This is a genomic window from Cognataquiflexum aquatile (assembly GCF_003316845.1).
Taxonomy (GTDB): Bacteria; Bacteroidota; Bacteroidia; order Cytophagales; family Cyclobacteriaceae; genus Cognataquiflexum; species Cognataquiflexum aquatile.
In genome coordinates, this window is sequence record NZ_QMIK01000008.1 from 154,618 (window position 1) to 172,793 (window position 18,176).

Annotated in this window: 15 protein-coding genes; 5 read left to right on the forward strand and 10 right to left on the reverse strand. The window is 41.6% G+C overall.

The features are described from left to right. Nucleotides 1-37 precede the first annotated feature (37 nt). Together DQW11_RS20180 and DQW11_RS20185 are read left to right on the forward strand one after the other, a co-directional pair. Nucleotides 38-862 carry a hypothetical protein gene (locus DQW11_RS20180; RefSeq protein WP_113925925.1) on the forward strand — a complete coding sequence of 275 codons (825 nt, stop codon included), beginning with the start codon at nucleotides 38-40 and terminating at the stop codon, nucleotides 860-862. Next, nucleotides 859-1,785, forward strand: a complete 927-nt coding sequence (locus DQW11_RS20185) for a glutaminase (RefSeq protein WP_113925926.1) — start codon at nucleotides 859-861, stop codon at nucleotides 1,783-1,785. The genes DQW11_RS20180 and DQW11_RS20185 overlap by 4 nt, the downstream gene beginning before the upstream one ends. A gap of 288 nt (nucleotides 1,786-2,073) precedes the next feature. Here the strand turns inward: DQW11_RS20185 and DQW11_RS20190 are convergent, their stop codons facing one another. The 4 genes from DQW11_RS20190 to DQW11_RS20205 all read right to left on the reverse strand — a co-directional run bounded on the left by DQW11_RS20190 (nucleotide 2,074) and on the right by DQW11_RS20205 (nucleotide 6,956). Next, nucleotides 2,074-4,455 carry an OmpA family protein gene (locus DQW11_RS20190; protein WP_113925927.1) on the reverse strand — a complete coding sequence of 794 codons (2,382 nt, stop codon included), beginning with the start codon at nucleotides 4,453-4,455 and terminating at the stop codon, nucleotides 2,074-2,076. A 2-nt stretch (nucleotides 4,456-4,457) separates the two neighbouring features. Continuing rightward, nucleotides 4,458-5,621 (reverse strand): hypothetical protein, encoded by a 1,164-nt coding sequence (locus tag DQW11_RS20195; RefSeq protein WP_113925928.1) that lies wholly within the window; start codon nucleotides 5,619-5,621, stop codon nucleotides 4,458-4,460. Between the two features lie 158 nt (nucleotides 5,622-5,779). Further along, complete coding sequence (locus DQW11_RS20200; RefSeq protein ID WP_113925929.1) at nucleotides 5,780-6,073, reverse strand: thiamine-binding protein; 294 nt, start codon at nucleotides 6,071-6,073, stop codon at nucleotides 5,780-5,782. A gap of 217 nt (nucleotides 6,074-6,290) precedes the next feature. Then, on the reverse strand, nucleotides 6,291-6,956 hold the full coding sequence (locus DQW11_RS20205) for a GDSL-type esterase/lipase family protein (RefSeq protein ID WP_113925930.1): 666 nt from the start codon (nucleotides 6,954-6,956) through the stop codon (nucleotides 6,291-6,293). Nucleotides 6,957-7,229: 273 nt separating this feature from the next. Between DQW11_RS20205 and DQW11_RS20210 the strand changes: the two genes are divergently transcribed. After that, nucleotides 7,230-8,261, forward strand: coding sequence for a DUF4407 domain-containing protein (locus DQW11_RS20210; protein WP_113925995.1), 1,032 nt, complete (start codon nucleotides 7,230-7,232; stop codon nucleotides 8,259-8,261). Between the two features lie 462 nt (nucleotides 8,262-8,723). Here the strand turns inward: DQW11_RS20210 and DQW11_RS20215 are convergent, their stop codons facing one another. The 6 genes from DQW11_RS20215 to DQW11_RS20240 form a co-directional block, all read right to left on the reverse strand. After that, on the reverse strand, nucleotides 8,724-11,150 hold the full coding sequence (locus DQW11_RS20215) for a DUF5686 and carboxypeptidase-like regulatory domain-containing protein (RefSeq protein ID WP_113925931.1): 2,427 nt from the start codon (nucleotides 11,148-11,150) through the stop codon (nucleotides 8,724-8,726). 73 nt (nucleotides 11,151-11,223) lie between these two features. Further along, nucleotides 11,224-11,988: a DUF5995 family protein gene (locus tag DQW11_RS20220; protein WP_113925932.1), complete on the reverse strand. Its 765-nt coding sequence runs from the start codon at nucleotides 11,986-11,988 to the stop codon at nucleotides 11,224-11,226. Then, the gene (locus DQW11_RS20225; protein ID WP_113925996.1) at nucleotides 11,989-12,717 is read right to left on the reverse strand and encodes a VIT1/CCC1 transporter family protein; all 729 of its coding nucleotides are present in this window, start codon (nucleotides 12,715-12,717) and stop codon (nucleotides 11,989-11,991) included. A 69-nt stretch (nucleotides 12,718-12,786) separates the two neighbouring features. After that, the gene (locus tag DQW11_RS20230) at nucleotides 12,787-13,947 is read right to left on the reverse strand and encodes a dipeptidase (RefSeq protein WP_113925933.1); all 1,161 of its coding nucleotides are present in this window, start codon (nucleotides 13,945-13,947) and stop codon (nucleotides 12,787-12,789) included. Nucleotides 13,948-14,175: 228 nt separating this feature from the next. After that, on the reverse strand, nucleotides 14,176-14,583 hold the full coding sequence (locus DQW11_RS20235; RefSeq protein ID WP_113925934.1) for a DUF779 domain-containing protein: 408 nt from the start codon (nucleotides 14,581-14,583) through the stop codon (nucleotides 14,176-14,178). A gap of 245 nt (nucleotides 14,584-14,828) precedes the next feature. Further along, nucleotides 14,829-16,355, reverse strand: coding sequence for an aldehyde dehydrogenase family protein (locus tag DQW11_RS20240; protein ID WP_113925935.1), 1,527 nt, complete (start codon nucleotides 16,353-16,355; stop codon nucleotides 14,829-14,831). Between the two features lie 222 nt (nucleotides 16,356-16,577). On the opposite strand from DQW11_RS20240, the gene DQW11_RS20245 reads away from it, so the two are divergent. Beyond that, a complete protein-coding gene (locus DQW11_RS20245) occupies nucleotides 16,578-17,498 on the forward strand; it encodes an AraC family transcriptional regulator (RefSeq protein WP_113925936.1) in 921 nt (306 codons plus the stop codon). 416 nt (nucleotides 17,499-17,914) lie between these two features. Then, nucleotides 17,915-18,106 carry a hypothetical protein gene (locus DQW11_RS20250; protein ID WP_113925937.1) on the forward strand — a complete coding sequence of 64 codons (192 nt, stop codon included), beginning with the start codon at nucleotides 17,915-17,917 and terminating at the stop codon, nucleotides 18,104-18,106. The last annotated feature ends 70 nt before the right edge of the window (nucleotides 18,107-18,176 follow it).

Below are 18,176 nucleotides of genomic sequence, written 5' to 3' on the forward strand. Positions count from 1 at the left end.
TTTGAAGGTCTCATGAGAAGTTAAAAGGAGTTCTGTTATGAAGCCAAAGAGCATAGTTTTTCATTTTTTATCCTTGACTCTTTTCTTGTTTTCATGGGAAGTGGAGGCCCAATATATGTCTGAAGACCACAGGCGTGTAGCACGGTGGCACCGACAGGAACAATACCAAAAGATGAGCAGGGAAGATGGGGGTTATTTGTTTTACAATGGCGGTTGGCGGATCGAGTCAGAACCTGACAAAGTGGAAAGTTCCTATTCCAATTGGAGTGGGACGCATGGCTTAAATTATGGCTACCGCAAATCAAACCTCAGCTATGAGATCGGCCTGAATTTTATCTACCACAGCCCGGATGATTTTTTCTACATCACTGAATTGGACCATTATGTTTATTCACCAAGTGGGATAAACAGCCTCATCGTCCCCATCGGTATCCGTTTCAATATTCCTGTCGGAGAAAAGGAAAAATTCAGGTTTGGGGCGAATTTCGCAGTAAACTGGATTGCTATTCCTCTCGGTAAAAACAACGAATCCGGCAGGGGAGTTTATTATTGGCAAGGCGATGTGCCTGCTTCCGATAGGTTGGTTTACACTTGGGAAGCAGACAAGCAAAGAAGCAGGTTTTTCTTCAAAGCGGGAATTCATGGAGAACTTCAGTTTTTGAAATCTTCCTTTTTGATATTTCAGGTTTCCAGGGCGTTTATGCTGAATCCGGCAGTTACCTTTAATTACGAATGGACAGGCAAAGGGCAGTCGGGGAGTTTTCAGGTCGAGAGCGTCATCGACGGACATATGTTTGAAATTACCTACAAAATCCCCTTGAAAGTGTTGGGTGCCAAATTAAATAAGCAAATTGAGCCATGAACTACCATGCAATCATTGACGACATTTATCACGAATTAAAGGACCAGGATTTAGGAGGAAAAGTCGCTGACTATATCCCCGAATTGGCAAAAGTCAATCCCGATTATTTTGGGATTGCCTTGGTGGATCTGGAGGGGAAAGTGTATGGAGCGGGGGATTTTGAGATCCCTTTTTCTATCCAAAGTATTTCCAAAGTCCTGACCCTGACCATGGTCGCCCATGTCTTCAAAGATAAACTTTGGTCCAGGGTCAATGTCGAACCAAGCGGCAATCCATTCAATTCCATTGCCCAATTGGAATTCGAAAAAGGAATCCCGAGAAACCCCTTTATCAATGCCGGGGCTTTGGTCATCACCGATGCGCTCAGCACTTTGCACAAAAATCCCTTAGGTGAAATCCACGCTTTCATCAATGAAATTGTGGGAAGAACCTGCGTCCAAATCGATGAATCGGTGATGAACTCGGAGATCGCCCATTCAGAGAGGAATACAGCTTTGGCCTATTTTTTAAAAGCTTATAACAACTTCGAAAATGACATCCAAGAAGTCATCAGGACCTATTGTGGCCAATGTGCCATCGAATTGTGTTGTGCGGACTTGGCAAGATCGTTCTCCTTTTTGGCCAATCATGGATATTCAATTTATGCCAAAAAGGAAATCCTCAGCCCGATTGATACACAAAGGATCAATGCGCTGATGTTGACTTGCGGCTTTTACGACGAGTCGGGGGAGTTTGCTTTTCGTGTTGGTCTGCCCGGCAAAAGCGGTGTCGGAGGTGGAATCGTCGCCGTGATGCCCAACAAGTTTTCAGTTGCAGTCTGGAGTCCACCGCTCAATGGCAAGGGCAATTCCCCAAAAGGAGTCAAAGCCCTGCAACTGCTGAGGGAAAAATTGAAATATTCGCTATTTGAAGAAAGAAAGTAGGAAGTATCAAGATTTTAGTATCAAGTATCAAGAAGGAAAGTAGAAACAAGAATTTTTGGAACTAAGTACAAGGTGGCAGGTGGCAGTTTCAGCATCATTAACAACTTGAAAACCTGACAACGCGAAGCAGACAACAATTACAACTACTACAACAATTAGAACCATTACTGCCAAACCTCTATATTCCACCAACAAAATTACAACCTGACAACGCGCAACAGACAACAATTAAAACAATTACAACCACCACACATTGATAACCAAATAACCAATTGACCTTTCACCCAATCACTTCCTCTCCAACCTGACTTCCACTCTTCGGTCAAGTTCGTTGGCAGTTTGACGAGTTCCTCGGATGACCTGACCTCCGGTTTCCAGTCGGAGTTGCTCATCTTCCAACCCAAATTCATTTTTCAGAAAATCTGCCACGGAATTTACACGTTCTTCCGCCAGCCTCAGGTTGAAATTCACATTTCCGGTATTGTCTGCAAACCCTGTTACCACCAGAAGATACCCTTCATTGTTTTTCATAAACTGTCCCAAGCGGCTTAATTTTTCGGTTTCTGAGGCATCAGGGATTCTTTGATTCAGCTTAAAATAGACGATTTCCTTGGATTTGAATAGCGGTACTTTGGGTTCTTCATTGGATAGCGAGTCAACGGGGATTTCTAAAGCCATTGATGCTGAATCTCCCTCCGAAGTTATTCCGCGTAAATCCACCCCAATCATGGCGGAAGAAATTGCCAAGATTGCTTCTTGGTTTTGGAGAAATGCCTGTGCAACCGCTGCCGAGTCGATGGGAGTATTGTCATTATCTCTGTTGTCTGACAAAGCCACCACCGTGGCTACTCCTCCAGCCGCAGCAAAAGGCCACCACCATCTTTTTCGTCTTTGTCCATCCTCTTGGGCAGGGACATTTTGGCTTGTTTCTTTTTGGATGGTACGTGTATTTTCAATGTATTGGGGTTTTTGCTTTTTGGGTTTATTGGCTTTTTGGTAGTCACTATACTCCCTCAAAATCCTGTCCCGCTCGGACTTCAGGTATTTGTTTTCCTCTTCCACTTGGATCCTTCTTGCCTCAGAGAGAGTTTCTTGATTTGATGCTGCCATGGACATCGGGGCTGCCTGGTTATCGGTGTTTTCCCCGTTTTCCTGTGTATTGGTTTTTGTGGATGAAGAAGCAAGATCCTTTTTTTCCGAACTCAAGGCTGACTCACGGAAAACAGAATCTGAAACTGCGACCTGCCTTTGAAAAACACTATCCATATTTGGGAAAACCAAAACCCTTTGCTCCAAAGGAAGATTTCTTTTGAGCTCTGCTATCGAGTCAATTTCCTGAAAAAGTTCCTGCTGCCTGCGGTAAAGGCTGTCCATACTGTATCTGATATTGAATCTGGCTTTTTCTGAAGCAAGCAATAAATCCTGCTTTTCTTTTGGATCCAGCCTAGAATCCTTCTCAAGGTTTTCATATTGGCTGTCAAAAGTCCGGGAAAGATCCAAAAGCCTTCTTTCTGTTGTTTTTCCTTCAATGATCCGGGTTTCTCTTTTTTGGATTTCCTGCTCGAATGCCAGGATTTTGGTGGCATAAGCCAAACTGTCCAACCTTTCTGCTTCGATCAATTGGAAAGTATAATTAAAATTATTGGTGATTTTGACTTGTCTTTCAGGCAATGAATCAAGTTTGTTTTCCGGTTGAAATTTTGAGGTTTCTTTTTGGTTTATAGGACTATATGGATGATAAGAGCTCAGTCTTGGTGCTTTAAAAGTCTTTTTGCTTGCCCCGAAATTGAATTTCAAACCGATCCCATGGTAAATGATCCAATCCTTGGCACCGTCAGGATGGCCGCGATAGGGGCTTTCAGGATCAATTACATTTGTCCCCGGTTTGGCTGCATAAGCCTGAAAATCATTGTCATATTTCATCCTGTACCTGCCGCTGACATCGTCAAGGAAATCAGTGAAAGTGTGTAGAAAATCACTTTGGGCAAAAAATTCCATCTTTTGTCCCAATCGGACACGGAATCCCAATCCAAAATTAGCATGCCATGAATCAAGGTCGTAGCCATTGATCAACTCGGTATTCCAATCCGGAAGGTTTGTCTCATAAATCCCATCATGGATTATTCCAGGTAAATTCTGGTCATAGCGTTGGCCGTCACCATCCAAAAGATCTCCTTTTACCTCAAAATGGATATATCCCAATCCGAGAGTAAAATAGGGGGCAATCAATGAATTGGCAGAAAGTAGCCTGTCATTGTCTGATTTGAAAACAAATGAAAGCCCAAGATCACGGGTATGGTTTTGAAAATTCAATCCCCGGGCAAAGTTGGGGTTCTCTAGGTACAGATCCCCGTCACGTTGGATATACCTGTCACTCATCCCAAAATGGTAATTACCAAAGTTCAGCATGAGTCCAATGGTCTGATTCAGCTGCTTCTCCAAAAATATCTTATAGGAAGGCCGGTCAGCATAGTTTTCATTAAAGTAAAACAAATGCCTGTTTGCATCCCAATTATGCAGCCCGTCGAGCCTGTAAGGAGTGAGGTCACCATAATAATTCGTGAATCCGCCGCTTGCCCCGATTCTCCACTGAAATTCCTTTTGCTGGGAATATGCTCTCTCAAAAATGCAAATGAGGCCAAGTAAAAAAAGAACGGTTCTTTTTTTCATCCTTACCGTAATTTATTGAGTCCCATCCAAAGGTTAAATTCCAAGCTGATTCCTGTAAAGAACTGCACATAATCGTGGCTGATTCCGGTATTGATTTCTTCGTGGTTGACCAAAACAGCCCCAACATTGAACCGCATAATCCTAAAAAATTTATAGCCAAGACCGGCATACATCGGTACCCCAATAAATTGTCCGGTGATTTTGTCTCCTTGTTTTGTCTCAAAGTTTTGGATAAATACACCTGCAGAAAAGGAGGTATTCCCAAGGAACTTGGTGAATGTTCTGTTGCCCAAAGGAAAGGAAACTCCCGTGTAAAACCCATGTAGATATTGGGTATCGGGCAAGTACCTTTTGAAAGGAATAGTCGCATATCCAAAATTCAAAGGCAAGGTTGAAGGTTTCTTTTCAGTCGGGAAACTATCTATCCTCCTGATTTCGACCAAGGTCAGCAAGCTGTTGTCTACAAATTGATCCGATTCGTTTTGGGCTGCTGCAATAAGTTCATTGATGTATTGGTTGGCATACACCGCTTTGTCGTTGTCTTCTTTGGTTTTGCCGGTGATGTTAAACCTTGCTTTCCTCAGCTTCAGGCGGTCTCTCTGTTCCAGTTTTTGGCGGAATATTCCGCTAAATCCTTTGAATTCTTTTCCTAAATAATGCCGGTAATCTTCCAAGGCATCGATCACGATCTGATCCATCTGGGCCATCATGACCTGGTTTGGGTGGTTGGCTCGGATACCTTTGGAGGAAACTTCAAGATTGGCCCTGATGTAGGATTCAAGGTTATTGTTGATGGATCTTTTTATGGCTTCAAGCTGGACAGGTTCTGCTTTTTTGAAAAAGTTGAACTTAAAGAGGTAATTTTCATTACTTCTCAATGGGTCAGAGACGAATAATTCAAATTGGGAAATTTCAAAATTAAATGGTTTTTCCCAGGAATAGGTTTTTTCTATGTTGGAGGATTTTCCTCCCCTCAGCACCCTGACTTCTACCAGTTCAATATTCTTAGGCAAAGTGCCTTTTACAAAGAAAATATCCTCAGAAGGCATCGGCATGTTGCCATTGATTTCATTGGTAAGAATATCGTAATTGACTATTTTGATTTGTGCAGCTACTTCATATGAAAAGAGTATCAGACAAAGAAAACAAATAAAAATCCGGTTCATTATTGTGCGCATTTTGAAAGATGTTGGCGTGGAATATCGGTTGATTTTTTTCTAAAATCAAAAAAATAAAAAAGTTTAAAGTTCAAGAATAAAAAGTCAAATCCGGTGGTTTGCCAATATTTGATAGTGTAGGTTTCAGGTCGTAAAATCCTGCTTTCCTACTTGAATTTAGCCGTTTTTTCTTCCATGGTTACATCAGCCGCTTTTCTGACCTGCATCCGGTAATATACCAATACTTCATCCGCACCGGCTGCCAATACGGCCTCTTGCGCTTCCAAAGCTATCGCCATCAGTTTGTCTTGAGGGCCTTCCATGACAGTTTCAAATGGGGTGACTTCATATTTGACGCCTGATTTTTGGATGACTTCAATGGCTTTGTCCACCAAAGCATAACTGTCAAGGGTTTTGCTTTTTGGGACGATCTGGATTCCGAGGTTGATGGATTTGGACATGGTTGAGATGTGAGATGTGAGAAATGAGATGTGAGATGTGAGACTTGAGATTTGAGACAGAAGCGAGAGACAATAAGCGAGAACTTTGTACTAAGAACCAAGTACAAAGTACCAAGAAACAAGACTAGAATCTAAAATGAAACTCTTCGACTTTGTTCAGGGATTGAGCTTGGCAACAGTTAACCAAATAACCATTAACCAATAACCAAATAACCAACTACCTCAAGTGCCCCTTCACCGCTTTCTTCCAGATTTTGTAGCCTTTGGCATTCATGTGGAGACGGTCTTCGACAAATAATTCTTCTTTTGGACTTCCGGACTTGTCAAGCATTGGTGTCCAAACATCGATGTAAGTTACCTTTTCCTTGTTTTGGGCCAGCATCCTGACTTCCTCATTGAGGGCCATCATTTGACCTCTTTTCTCCCAACGACTTGGACTTGGCTTGGTTCCGATAAAATAAAATTCTGTTTCCGGAAATTTTGTGCTTACTCTTTCCATCAGTACTGCATATTCGCTGAGCACCTGCCTGACAGGTTTGCCGGCATTGATGTCATTCTCTCCCACATAGATAAAGATTTTTTTGGGTTCAAAATTGATGACCAGTTCATCAAGGTAAAGCAAAAGGTCATCGGTCTGCGATCCTCCAAATCCGGTATTGACGATTTTCGATTTTGGAAAGTCTTTTTCCAATGTTTTCCAAAAGCGGATACTGGAGCTTCCGGTAAAGACAATTCCGCCTCTATAAGTTGGGAGATCTGCGTATTTCGCTACCAAAGCAGCGACTTCACCTGCGAATCTATTTTCCTGTGCTTGGAGATTTTGCAAACTGGAGGTGAAAAAGAATACTAGCAGAAGGATCTTTGTACCAAAAGGATTTTTCATATTCTGTGTTTTGAATAATTGCTTGAAAGTTATGATGTGCCAATTTCGGACAAAAAATGAACACTTTTCTAAAGTTTTCCAGATTCGGACAGAATAATGGAAGCCATTACCTCCCCGTGGTTTGAGAGATTTTTTTACCCAAATCTTGTTTCTAAACCTTATTTCCCTGATTCCATCCCATTTTTATCAAGTGAAACCAAAAACTCCATACTTTCGCAGGTTCTAGTTCGTTTTTTGTTAGCAGTTTTGTATTCCAAGCAATCCCATCCGATTATGAATAAAATCACCAAATTCTTTTGGTTCTGTTCCGGTGCGTATGCGCCCCTGTTGACCAAAACCCCGACCGAAACACACAAATATGTCGGCATCGGCGGAACTGTATTTTTTACAGGACTTTTGGCAGCGATTTCTGCGGGATATGCGCTCTATACGGTATTTGAATCTCCCTGGTACGCTATCGGGTTTGGGTTGGTTTGGGGTTTGATGATTTTCAACTTGGACAGGTTTATCGTGGCAAGTATGCGCAAGCGCAACAATGCTTGGGCAGAATGGAAAATGGCCATTCCGAGATTGGTTTTCGCAGTGCTGTTAGCTATTGTTATATCCAGACCATTGGAGCTTAAGATTTTCGAAAGGGAAATCAACAGGAAATTGGATGAGAAAAAAACTGCCATGATCGCCCAAAGCAAGGAAGCTTTGAAAGCTGGATTTTCTGAAATCAATGGATTGGAAGCCAAGAAAGACAGTTTGAAATCAGAAGTTGCTGATGCGACAGCTTTCAGAGACAAAGTCCAGCAGGAATATGATTTCGAGCGCTTCGGTACCAAAACCGACGGAACCAGCGGGATAGTGGGATTGGGGAGCAATGCCAAGAAAAAAGAACAGCAACTTGACGTAGCGCAAAAAGACTTGGAAGCACTTCGTGCCGGCCATCAGGTTAGGATGGATACTTTGGATTCTGAAATCAAAAAACTGACTGCTTTGAGGCAAGCGGAGTTTGACAAGATCCAACCCAATATCGACGGATTTGATGGATTGGCAGCGAGATTGGATTCTTTGGAGATTTTGACTAAAGAGAGCAATGCCATGTTTTGGGCCAATATCATGATCATGCTGCTTTTTGTGGCAGTGGAGACCGCACCGATTTTTGTCAAATTGATATCTCCTAGAGGACCTTATGACGAATTGTTGGACTTGGCAGAATTGAGGGTTCAGGTATATGCCAATGAACAAACTGTCAAAACCCGGGAAAAAAGCGAACAGAATATTCAGGTATTCAGAACAGCAAATGGGGTAAGGGTGTGATTTGAATGCGTTTATCGTTACCCACTTCTTTGCTGGTAACTCAATAACATTCTAAGGAAAAATTTACCACATAGTTCAAATAGACCACAAAGATCTTGATCAAATCCTTTTTTAATTTCATTTAAAAGCTATGTGGACTATGTGTCTAAAAGGAAGAGTAAGGAGTTTTAAAAATAGATTAAAACCTTTTATCCATTGATCTTTCCAACGTTCGTTAAGAGAAATTTACCACATAGTTTATATAGATCACATAGAGTTTGAGCAAATCCTTTTTTTAATTGCATTAAAAGCTATGTGGACTATGTGTCTATATGGTAAAGTTTAAAAACCTCAAAAATCAAATCCCTCAAATCCTTTTATCCAATGATTATTTCAACTTTCGTAAGGAAAAATTTACCACGTTGTTCATATATAACACATAGTTCTTGATCAAATCTTTATGGATTATTGTAATTATTCACATCAAAATGAAGCAGTAATAGACAAAGTGATGGTCAGGTTTTCTTTAAATGTCGGATTTGCATAAGGTCCATATCGGTAAAAAGCACCGAGTCCCCATCCCCGGTATTGAAGTCCTGATTTTTGTTTGAGTATGTTGTTTAATTCAATGCCCGATTCGAGATATCCTTTTTCCATGGTTTTGAAATCGACAAAATCATAAAACTCTGGATTACTCAAACTACCGATGGCAAAGCTTTGGTGAAATTTGAGTTGCGGGGCAAAAATAGCCTTTCCTGCTTTTTTGTAAAACAAAGGACCTGTCTGATGTGAATAGCTCGCATGCATACTCCTGTCAGAAAGGAATTCATACAGAAACATGGTCTGTAAATATCCCGGAAACGATAAGGCAAAGTCCAAAGCATTCCTTTGTCCGACATTGATACCATAACCTGTGTTGAGGTAGGAAATCGGCAGGTTATCTCCCCAAATGCCATGTGCCGAAAGGTGGAATTGATTCAGAGAATTTCCGGAACTCCATTGGTGTTGGAATTTGAACTCAGTGTTCCAAAAATCCACATTTCCCCCAATCGCATCCGGAATGGCTTTGGACGCCCGCAAGCTGACGACAGGATAGGACATTGTCCATGATACCAGGTTGTTTCCGATTCTCGACACACTTTCTCCCCCAACAAAACGAAAGTCGATGCCTGTTTCCGTTGCCGTGAATACTCTCGGAAAATCATCCGAAGGAACTCCTGTAGCATAATTCAATACATTAGCCCTATTTTCAACTGATCCGAAAAAGCCCAATTTGACGCCCTTTAAGGGCATTTGGGAAAATTCTACAGAGTATCGTTCCACTTCATCCATGCGGTCTGCAAGGAAATTTCTGAAGATGTTACCTGTAGAACTGAAGGAATTTGTTTTGGGCAACAGCGTTTTTCCCGGTTCGGAGATGTCTTGGCTGTAGTAAAAAAGTAATTTGGAGTCATATTTTTTATCCAACCTGAGTTCAGTTCCCGCTCCATATTTCCAGCCTTTGTCTCGGAATCCATACCTGAAATATCCTTCAAATCTAACAACATCTGACAGGGTTTCATTGGAAGAAAGGCCCAACCCTAATCCCACACTCTCAAACCTATTGAATCTCAATACCCTGTTTGGAATCAGATCAACAGGGCCCAATGGAATTCTTCCCGAGCTCAGTTGGGTCAATAGCTTGGAGGCCATATTGAGACGTCTTTTGTCTTTTTCGGGCATATTATCAAACCTTACATAGGTGAGATACTCCCGGGAAGTAAGGGAATCCAAACGGAGATTTCCCCAATCATAAAGGTCATTTTGAATGGCAAAGTTGAGTGCAATCGGTCCGAACTTCGTACTCCGATCGAGCTCATTAATTTGTACATCGGAGAGGAAAGTCTGATTCGTAATTTTAAAAGCTTTCCCCTCAAATTCCATTTCCGGTGCTAGGTAGATACTGTTCAGTTGCTCAGGAAACCAATTTTTGCCATCCCAACGGTTCTTTTGTTGCAATTCAAAAAGTAGGTTTGTATCTGGGTCTGATGGTTTGATGACCATATTTTCCAAGGCATATTGCAAAGAGGAAATGTACATCAGTCCTTTACCCAATTGGTAGACTTTGCCTTCTATGGGTTGGTAGCTGATGATGTATGAAGTGCCGATTTCATTTTGGATACTGTCTTCGAGGAAGTAATCGTATTTTCTCAATCCGTCATTGGAAAGTGGATTGACATAAGGGACTTCAAGGATTTTGATATGGTCTGTGTAAAATGAAAAAGGCTGAAAACTGCTTGAAGCCATGGCCACTAGCGGGTTTTCTATGCCGGACATTTTGGAAGCTTTGACCGTTTCGTTCCTTTTTCCCGGCTTTTTGAATACCACCTCGGAGAAGCTTTCAGTCATAAAAATGTGCCCTCCTTTGAGAAAATTTACTGTGGTATCATCCACTTCAGGCTGTTCGTTAAGTCCATCCAAAGTCATGACCATTTTGTTGTAGCTGGTAAATCGATATGAATCAAGTTTGTCAGGATTATTCAGGTCTTTGTTGGCAATTGCTTTTCGGATGATAGGTAAGGCAGGATTTTCACCGGCAAGGATTTGTACCTCGCCTAATTCAACAGCCATTGGAACCAAAAAAATATCCGGCCTTGATTTTAGTGCTTGGAGGGTAATTTCTTGTGGAAAATATCCGACATGAGAAATGATCAAAACCTCATTGTCTACAAACGGATCCAGTCTAAACAAACCCCTCACATCTGTTGTCGTCCCCTTTCGTTCTTTTCCTTTTACCTGAATATTTACAAAAGGAATGGGTTGGTTTGTTTTTTGGTCGTAAACATGACCTGATAGCAAGGTTTGCCCAAAAATGGTTAAGGGAAATAAAAACAACAGGGTAATCCAAATTAGTATGTGGCTGATTTTCATAGATTGAATCTCTAAACTAATTCTTTTACCTGTCTCTGTTTAAAATGTTTTCAGATTTACACCAAAGCAGGTTTTAAGTGACCGAAATAGAAGTTTTGGAGGCTTTGTCCAGTTGGTCCATAATTTCAGGAACTGCTTTCCACTCGGCCAATCCTATCAGCCAAACCCACAGCCTAAGCTTGATTCCGGGATTGATTAGGCCTTTGGCCAATAAGGTGATGGCTTTGTCCCTTTTCTGTATAGCTTCGATTTTGTCAGCGGCAGCTTGGTATTTCCCGGCAAATTTCCAGGCACCGTCCCGGGCGAGTTTGATGCTGAAGTTTACCAGGATTTCTTCTTTACCTTTCGCAAACCGGATCAAGGTTTTGAAAAACGGAGAAATAAAACCTATGTTATCCTTGACACCATCTACCAATTCTGCCAGCACAGCATTGATTTTGTTGAAATCGTTTTGAAGGGATGTTAGGTCATGTCCGTCTATGGTTTCCACCGCAGCAATTCCCAGATCAAGGTTGATGTGGGCATTGATTCCGAGAAGAAGATGCTGGAGGACGAGGTGTTTGGTAGAATTGGCTGCCTCAAATGCATGCGCCCAACTTGCGGTAGGTTTTTGGCCTGACTGAAAAGCATCATAAGCATCAATAAACCGTTTTGCAAACATCACGTCGAGTTTTTCCATTCTTGGATTGTCCTCAAATTCTGAGTTGAGGATTCCGTTTTTGATCCGGATGGTAACCTGTCGGTACAAAATGGCAAAATATCCTATCCTGCTGCTTTTGGACCTGCACTCAGCGACAATTTGGTCCATGCGTAAGATTACCTGATCGATTGTTTCCATTTAAAATTTTGTGAGAATTGATTCCAAAAAGTCACCTACAAAATAAGCCACCAATGCAGCAAGAAAGCCCAATAACAATGTTTCTGAAATACTTTTGAGCGTGTTGGTCTGATTGACAAAACTCTTCAGCCAACCCACGACCAAGAATGCCAGACCCGTAAATAAACTTGTCCAGAAAAAGAGGTCAATATCAGTTTTCCAAATCAAATCATATACATAAACTATCAAAGGGATAAGTCCTATCAAAATGAAGGAGGCAAGAGTGGCCAATCCGATTTTGAAAGGGCTTTTGGAATCCTCCATCATGTTGAGTTCATCTTTCATCATCTCATTTACCCACCTGTCTTTGTCAGACACGATGACGTCGACCACTTTCTCCAGCAATTCACCCTCAAAACCTTTTGCTTGGTATATCTCGACGATTTCCTGCCTTTCTTTGTCAGGGATATTTTCGACTTCCCAATATTCAATATTGCGGTGCTTATTATAATTTTCTTTTTCTGATTTTGCGGAAAGGTAAGCGCCAACAGACATCGAAAATCCATCGGCAAGGAGATTGGCAAATCCCAAAATGATGATGATCGAAGCATCCAGATCCGCCCCAACGGCACCTGCGACCACAGCAAAAGTTGTCACCGCGCCATCGATTCCTCCGTAGACAAATTCACGGAGGTAATTTTGGATGTTTCCTGCAAAACTGATTTCCTTATGAATTTTGGCTTCTTGCATCATATTGTTTCAAACAACATCCATTCATGGATTTTTTCTTTCTCAGACATTGACCAAAAGCAATGAAAATTACAGGTTTTCCATCAAAAATCTTTTCACATTCTCTCCCATGATGGCTTTGATTTCGTCATCAGAAAAACCCTCTTTCATCAGGGCCTCGACGATGATGGGCAGGCCTGTGATATCAAAAGGCACACCCACACTGCCGTCATAATCCGACCCAAGGGCCACATGCTCGATTCCGACAAGGTTTTTGACTCGCTTCATGCAGGCCACGATTCCTTTGATTTCATCTTCTCCTACGGCCATGTCAAAAAAGGCAATTCCGATAATCCCTCCCTTGGCTGCCAGCCTTCGGATCTGATCATCGGAAAGATTTCGGGGAGAATTGAGTACTGCCCGGATACCGGTATGGGAAACCATCACCGGCTTGGTAGAAAGAGCCAATACATCGTCAAACATCTTTGGCGAAGCATGTGCCAAATCAATGATCATGTTCAGTTCATTCATCCTTTTGACTACGGCTATGCCAAAATCGGTCAGGCCTTCCCCACTCATACCATGCGCAGAGCCACCGAGTTCATTGTCAAAAAAGTGGGATGGCCCGATAAGCCTGACTCCTGCCTCATAAGCTTTGTCCAGGTTTTCTATTTTTCCTTCCAGGGCATGACCTCCTTCGATTCCCAATAGCCCCCCAATGATGTTTTTGTCTGTTTTTCTGGATTCTGCAAGTTGCTGAACATCCTCTTTTGACTTGATGACCAGGAATTGCCCATCGAAACCATCAGAAAATTCCTGTAGTAAGGCAGATTGGTATAGCGTCCGCTTCATCAGGCTAAACCAGTTGGATACAGGCCTGCCTTGGGCGATATTGAGTAGGGTGATGTTGTCGGTGGCATCGGAAGTGTTGGCTTCCATATTTTGTCCTTTGGGAGATTTGGAGACAACGGTAAATACCTGCATTGCTACATTCCCTTCCTGCATTCTCGGGAAATCCACATGTCCATGTTCAGACTTCTTGGTCAAGTCTCTTCCCCAAAGCAAAGCATCGCAATGCAGGTCTGCGACAAACTCGAAGGAATTGAAAAGTGCCAAAGCTTCGGGTGAGACTTTGTAGGGTGGGAGGGATTTGACAGGATTCCCGTCTTTTTCTATAATTCCCGGTACGACCATCGTTGCAATCCAATAGATTAAAAAAAGGCTTATAAATGCAACAAGTGCCTGCTTCATGGGTATAGGTGGTTTGGCTATTAAGATAAGCAAAAAATGAAATATGATTATCCGCTGCTTAGCCGCTAACTCGAAATTTAATAAAAAAGCTACGGTTAATCTGAAAAGTCCACGGTTGACAGACCATAGCCTGGCCAATGGATCTTCGATCCGAGTTTTATAGGGTTAGTAGTATGAAATCAGAATTAAAAAAAATAAATTACAGGCGAAAGGTATTTTTTCAGCCGGTCAGTTTTCCTCCAAAACCTCCTCCCCGGTTTTGGTCAGGATTAGGTTTTCAAATTCTTCCATGGTGAACAGCCTTGACCTGATCAAAAAACGGATTCCCATGGGTATTTCAATCGAAAAACTGCTGCCTCTTCCCGGTGTCACGTCCAAGGTAAGTTCGGTATGCTTCCAGTATTCAAATTGGTCGGCACTCATAAAAAAATCGCAGCCATAGACTTTTCCCATCCAAATGTCATTGGTACCAACTTTAAAATCACCCTTTTCGAAGCACATCGGCGATGAACCGTCACAGCAGCCTCCGCTTTGGTGAAACATCAAGTCTGTTCCAAAGCGTTTTCTCAAAGTATCTACCACATCCATTGCCGCTTCTGTGATCAAGACTCTTGGTAGGTTGGTCGCTTGTGTCATGGTTTTTTGGTTTTATTTTTAAAGCTACTTTGACCATAGACGACGGTCCACAGTCCACAGCCGCTACAAATGCACTTCGATCCGAGTCTTATATGGCTGGCGGCAAGGAACCACATAATTATCTATAATAATTATTTTTTGTAAAAAATGAGAAGTTTCCTCCATTCAAAGGAAACCTCTCAAATCTCAAATCTCACGTCTCACGTCTCAAATCTCACGTCTCAAATCTCATGTCTCACATCTTTTTAAAAGAAGCCGAGTTTTTTCTTATCGTAAGAAATCAGCATGTTTTTGGTCTGACGGTAATGGTTGAGCATCATCAAGTGGTTCTCTCTTCCAAAACCTGATTTTTTGTACCCTCCAAATGGTGCATGTGCCGGATAAGCATGGTAGCAATTCACCCAAACCCGTCCTGCAAGTATCGCTCTTGGTACCTGATACAATTCATGGGCATCTCGAGACCAAAGTCCTGCACCCAATCCATACATGGTGTCATTGGCGATGGCAATAGCTTCCTCTGTCGTTTTGAAAGTAGTCACGGAGACCACGGGCCCGAAAATTTCCTCCTGGAAAATCCTCATTTTGTTATGGCCCTTGAAAATCGTCGGCTGGATATAGTAGCCGTTTTCCAATCCCGAATTCAGTGACGCTTTGTCACCACCACAAAGTGCTTCTGCACCTTCCTGCTTTCCGATATCTAGATAGGATAGGATTTTTTCGAACTGATCATTTGAAGCCTGCGCGCCCATCATGGTATCTTCAGCGAGAGGATGTCCCATTTTGATGGCTTTGGTGCGGGCGATCACCCTTTCCATAAACACATCATAGATGTCCTCATGGACCAGAATTCTGGAAGGGCAGGTACAGACTTCACCTTGGTTCAAGGCAAACAAAACAGCGCCTTCCACGGCTTTGTCAAAGAAATCATCATCGGCATCAGCCACTGATTTCATAAAGATATTGGGCGATTTTCCGCCAAGCTCCATGGTGACAGGAACAAGATTTTCGGAAGCATATTGCATGATCAACCGACCTGTGGTCGTCTCTCCTGTGAAGGAAACTTTGGCAACTCTATTTGAAGAAGCAAGAGGTTTCCCTGCCTCTACTCCAAATCCGGTTACGACATTCAATACTCCCGGGGGCAATATATCCCCGATCAGTTCCATAAGGACCATGATGCTTGTTGGGGTTTGTTCGGCAGGCTTCACGACCGTGCAGCAACCGGCAGCAAGTGCAGGGGCGATTTTCCATGTCGCCATCAAGAGAGGAAAATTCCATGGAATGATCTGTGCCACGACGCCAAGCGGTTCATGAAGCGCGATGCTGACAGTATGCTCGTCATGTTCGGAGATGGTGCTTTCGTCAGCCCTGATCACGCCTGCAAAATACCTGAAATGGTCAATCACAAGCGGCAAATCCGCTGCCCTTGTTTCCCTGAGTGCTTTTCCGTTGTCTATTGTTTCTATCCTTGCCAACATCTCAAGATTCTCTTCGATGACATCGGCTATTTTATTCAATAATTTGCTTCTTACAGCTACTGAAGTTTTGGACCAAGAGGGAAAAGCAGCATGTGCTGCGTCCAATGCTTTTTCGATATCGGCTTTGTTGCCTCTTGCAGCTTTTGAAAAAACCTTGCCATCGATCGGGGAAATGTTGTCGAAATATTCTCCCGAAGAAGGTGCTACCCACTTTCCACCGATAAAGTGGTCATACTTTTCTTTGATGTGAGGCCGCTCTACCGGCTTTGCCTCGGATAAGGTCAATGTTGTCATGATTTAGATTATTTTGGATTTATTCAAATTTCCTCCATATTTTTTCCAAAAAATCCACCAATTCAATCAAGTCATCCACTTGGATTGATCATTTTGATTTATCTAAACAAATAGATCATCAAAAGAAGAGACAAGACATATCCAATTCTGTCGTTGTATGGAATGATTGCTTTTGTAAATCATTCTTAATTACTAACTTTAACATTACCCAAAATACCCAAAATGCAAAATAACTTTATCGCCGGTGTGCCTTGGAGAAAGGAAAAAGACCTGAAAACCCTTGTGGAAAACAGGACTACCTACACTTTGGACAACTGCGAACTCAATATTTTTGAAACCCACCAAGAAGCAAAGAATGTCAACCTCAGTTTCGGAGATTTGGTATTGACTACTATGCTCAAGGGAAAAAAGGTCATGCATCTCTTCGAAAAACCGGGATTTGATTACCTGCCGGGTGAATCCGTGATTGTTCCTCCCAATGAAATGATGAAGATTGACTTTCCTGAGGCAAAATTTGACAACCCTACACAATGTATTGCCCTGTCAATTTCCAAAGAAATGATAGAGAATACCTTCAACCTCCTCAATGAAAGGCTTCCCAACAAAGAAGTCACCAAAGATTGGGGTTTAGACCTTTCTTATTTTCACCTGATCAATACCCAAGACCTTTCAGAAATTATTAACAGATTTATCAGAATAGGGGTAAAGGAAAGGTCCAAAGAGAAAGATTTGATTGCCTCTTTTGCCCTCAAGGAATTATTGATCCGCCTTACGCAGACACAAGCGAGGGACATGTTGGAAAAGACTTACAAAACACTGTCTTCCTCCAACAGAATGGCATTTGTCATTGATTTTATCAAGACCAATATCCGTGAAAATCTAAATTTGGATGAACTCAGTGCAAAGGCCTGTATGAGTAAGGCCCATTTTTCTAGAACTTTCAAAACAGAACTCGGCCTTTCCCCCATGGAGTATATCCTGAAGGAAAGACTCAAACTTGCCAAACACTATCTACAAATTGCAAATTATCAGATCCAGGAAGTATGTTTCATGTCCGGTTTCAACAATATCACTTACTTTATCCGGGCATTCAAAAGTGAATTTGGTGTTACGCCGAAGGTTTTTCAGTTAACAAAGAAATAACCAAACATCCTTTGGATATTCAAAAATTGTTAAAAAATATTTTATGGTTTTTATGGTCTTTTGATATGCTTTTGTTAAGTTTAAAAAATTTTGGTAGCGAAAAAACTTTAAAAGTTTACCATTTACCAAAGTTTATACGGCTGTAGTCAGTTACAAATAAACCCACACTTGGAGTCTTTTACAGAGACTCCTTTTTTTATGCCTAAATTTTTAACCTGTTTTTTAATATTTTACAAAAAATTTCAAAAATATGGTTTAAAAATAAACCTTTTTTTCATTTTTCAATATTTTTATTTATTGCCCATCGTTATAAATACCCGACATTAAGAAATTGAGATATAATTTTCTGTATTTCAGGTGAAATTTGAAGCAGACCACATAAAATTCCTCAAAATAGGTATCCAACACATAAATAAATGGTAAATACCAGTAAATGGGCATCATTTGAGGTTTCAATTATTTATGTTGCCAATGATTGTCCTGCCACCATCTTGTCTACTGATCCGCAACAGTTTTTTCAACTTCCGGAAAAAAAGAAGAGTAACCTTGAAGCCCCTTCTTTCTTTCTTCAAAATAAAAACTGTTTAAACTTTTTAAGTGCTATTTAAGTTTTCCTTAAGCCAATCTTAAGTTTGTAGCCCGAATTTTGTCCTATAGTTTCTGGGAAAAAAAATTTTT

Bases quoted from the DNA above. Each gene is read 5' to 3' on its own strand.
- DQW11_RS20215 (WP_113925931.1), bottom strand. From the start codon at position 11,150: ATGAAAATCAGCCACATACTAATTTGGATTACCCTGTTGTTTTTATTT.
- DQW11_RS20200 (WP_113925929.1), bottom strand. From the start codon at position 6,073: ATGTCCAAATCCATCAACCTCGGAATCCAGATCGTCCCAAAAAGCAAA.
- DQW11_RS20180 (WP_113925925.1), top strand. From the start codon at position 38: ATGAAGCCAAAGAGCATAGTTTTTCATTTTTTATCCTTGACTCTTTTC.
- DQW11_RS20220 (WP_113925932.1), bottom strand. From the start codon at position 11,988: ATGGAAACAATCGATCAGGTAATCTTACGCATGGACCAAATTGTCGCT.
- DQW11_RS20230 (WP_113925933.1), bottom strand. From the start codon at position 13,947: ATGAAGCAGGCACTTGTTGCATTTATAAGCCTTTTTTTAATCTATTGG.
- DQW11_RS20210 (WP_113925995.1), top strand. From the start codon at position 7,230: ATGAATAAAATCACCAAATTCTTTTGGTTCTGTTCCGGTGCGTATGCG.
- DQW11_RS20205 (WP_113925930.1), bottom strand. From the start codon at position 6,956: ATGAAAAATCCTTTTGGTACAAAGATCCTTCTGCTAGTATTCTTTTTC.
- DQW11_RS20195 (WP_113925928.1), bottom strand. From the start codon at position 5,621: ATGAACCGGATTTTTATTTGTTTTCTTTGTCTGATACTCTTTTCATAT.
- DQW11_RS20240 (WP_113925935.1), bottom strand. From the start codon at position 16,355: ATGACAACATTGACCTTATCCGAGGCAAAGCCGGTAGAGCGGCCTCAC.
- DQW11_RS20235 (WP_113925934.1), bottom strand. From the start codon at position 14,583: ATGACACAAGCGACCAACCTACCAAGAGTCTTGATCACAGAAGCGGCA.
- DQW11_RS20245 (WP_113925936.1), top strand. From the start codon at position 16,578: ATGCAAAATAACTTTATCGCCGGTGTGCCTTGGAGAAAGGAAAAAGAC.
- DQW11_RS20225 (WP_113925996.1), bottom strand. From the start codon at position 12,717: ATGCAAGAAGCCAAAATTCATAAGGAAATCAGTTTTGCAGGAAACATC.
- DQW11_RS20185 (WP_113925926.1), top strand. From the start codon at position 859: ATGAACTACCATGCAATCATTGACGACATTTATCACGAATTAAAGGAC.
- DQW11_RS20190 (WP_113925927.1), bottom strand. From the start codon at position 4,455: ATGAAAAAAAGAACCGTTCTTTTTTTACTTGGCCTCATTTGCATTTTT.
- DQW11_RS20250 (WP_113925937.1), top strand. From the start codon at position 17,915: ATGGTAAATACCAGTAAATGGGCATCATTTGAGGTTTCAATTATTTAT.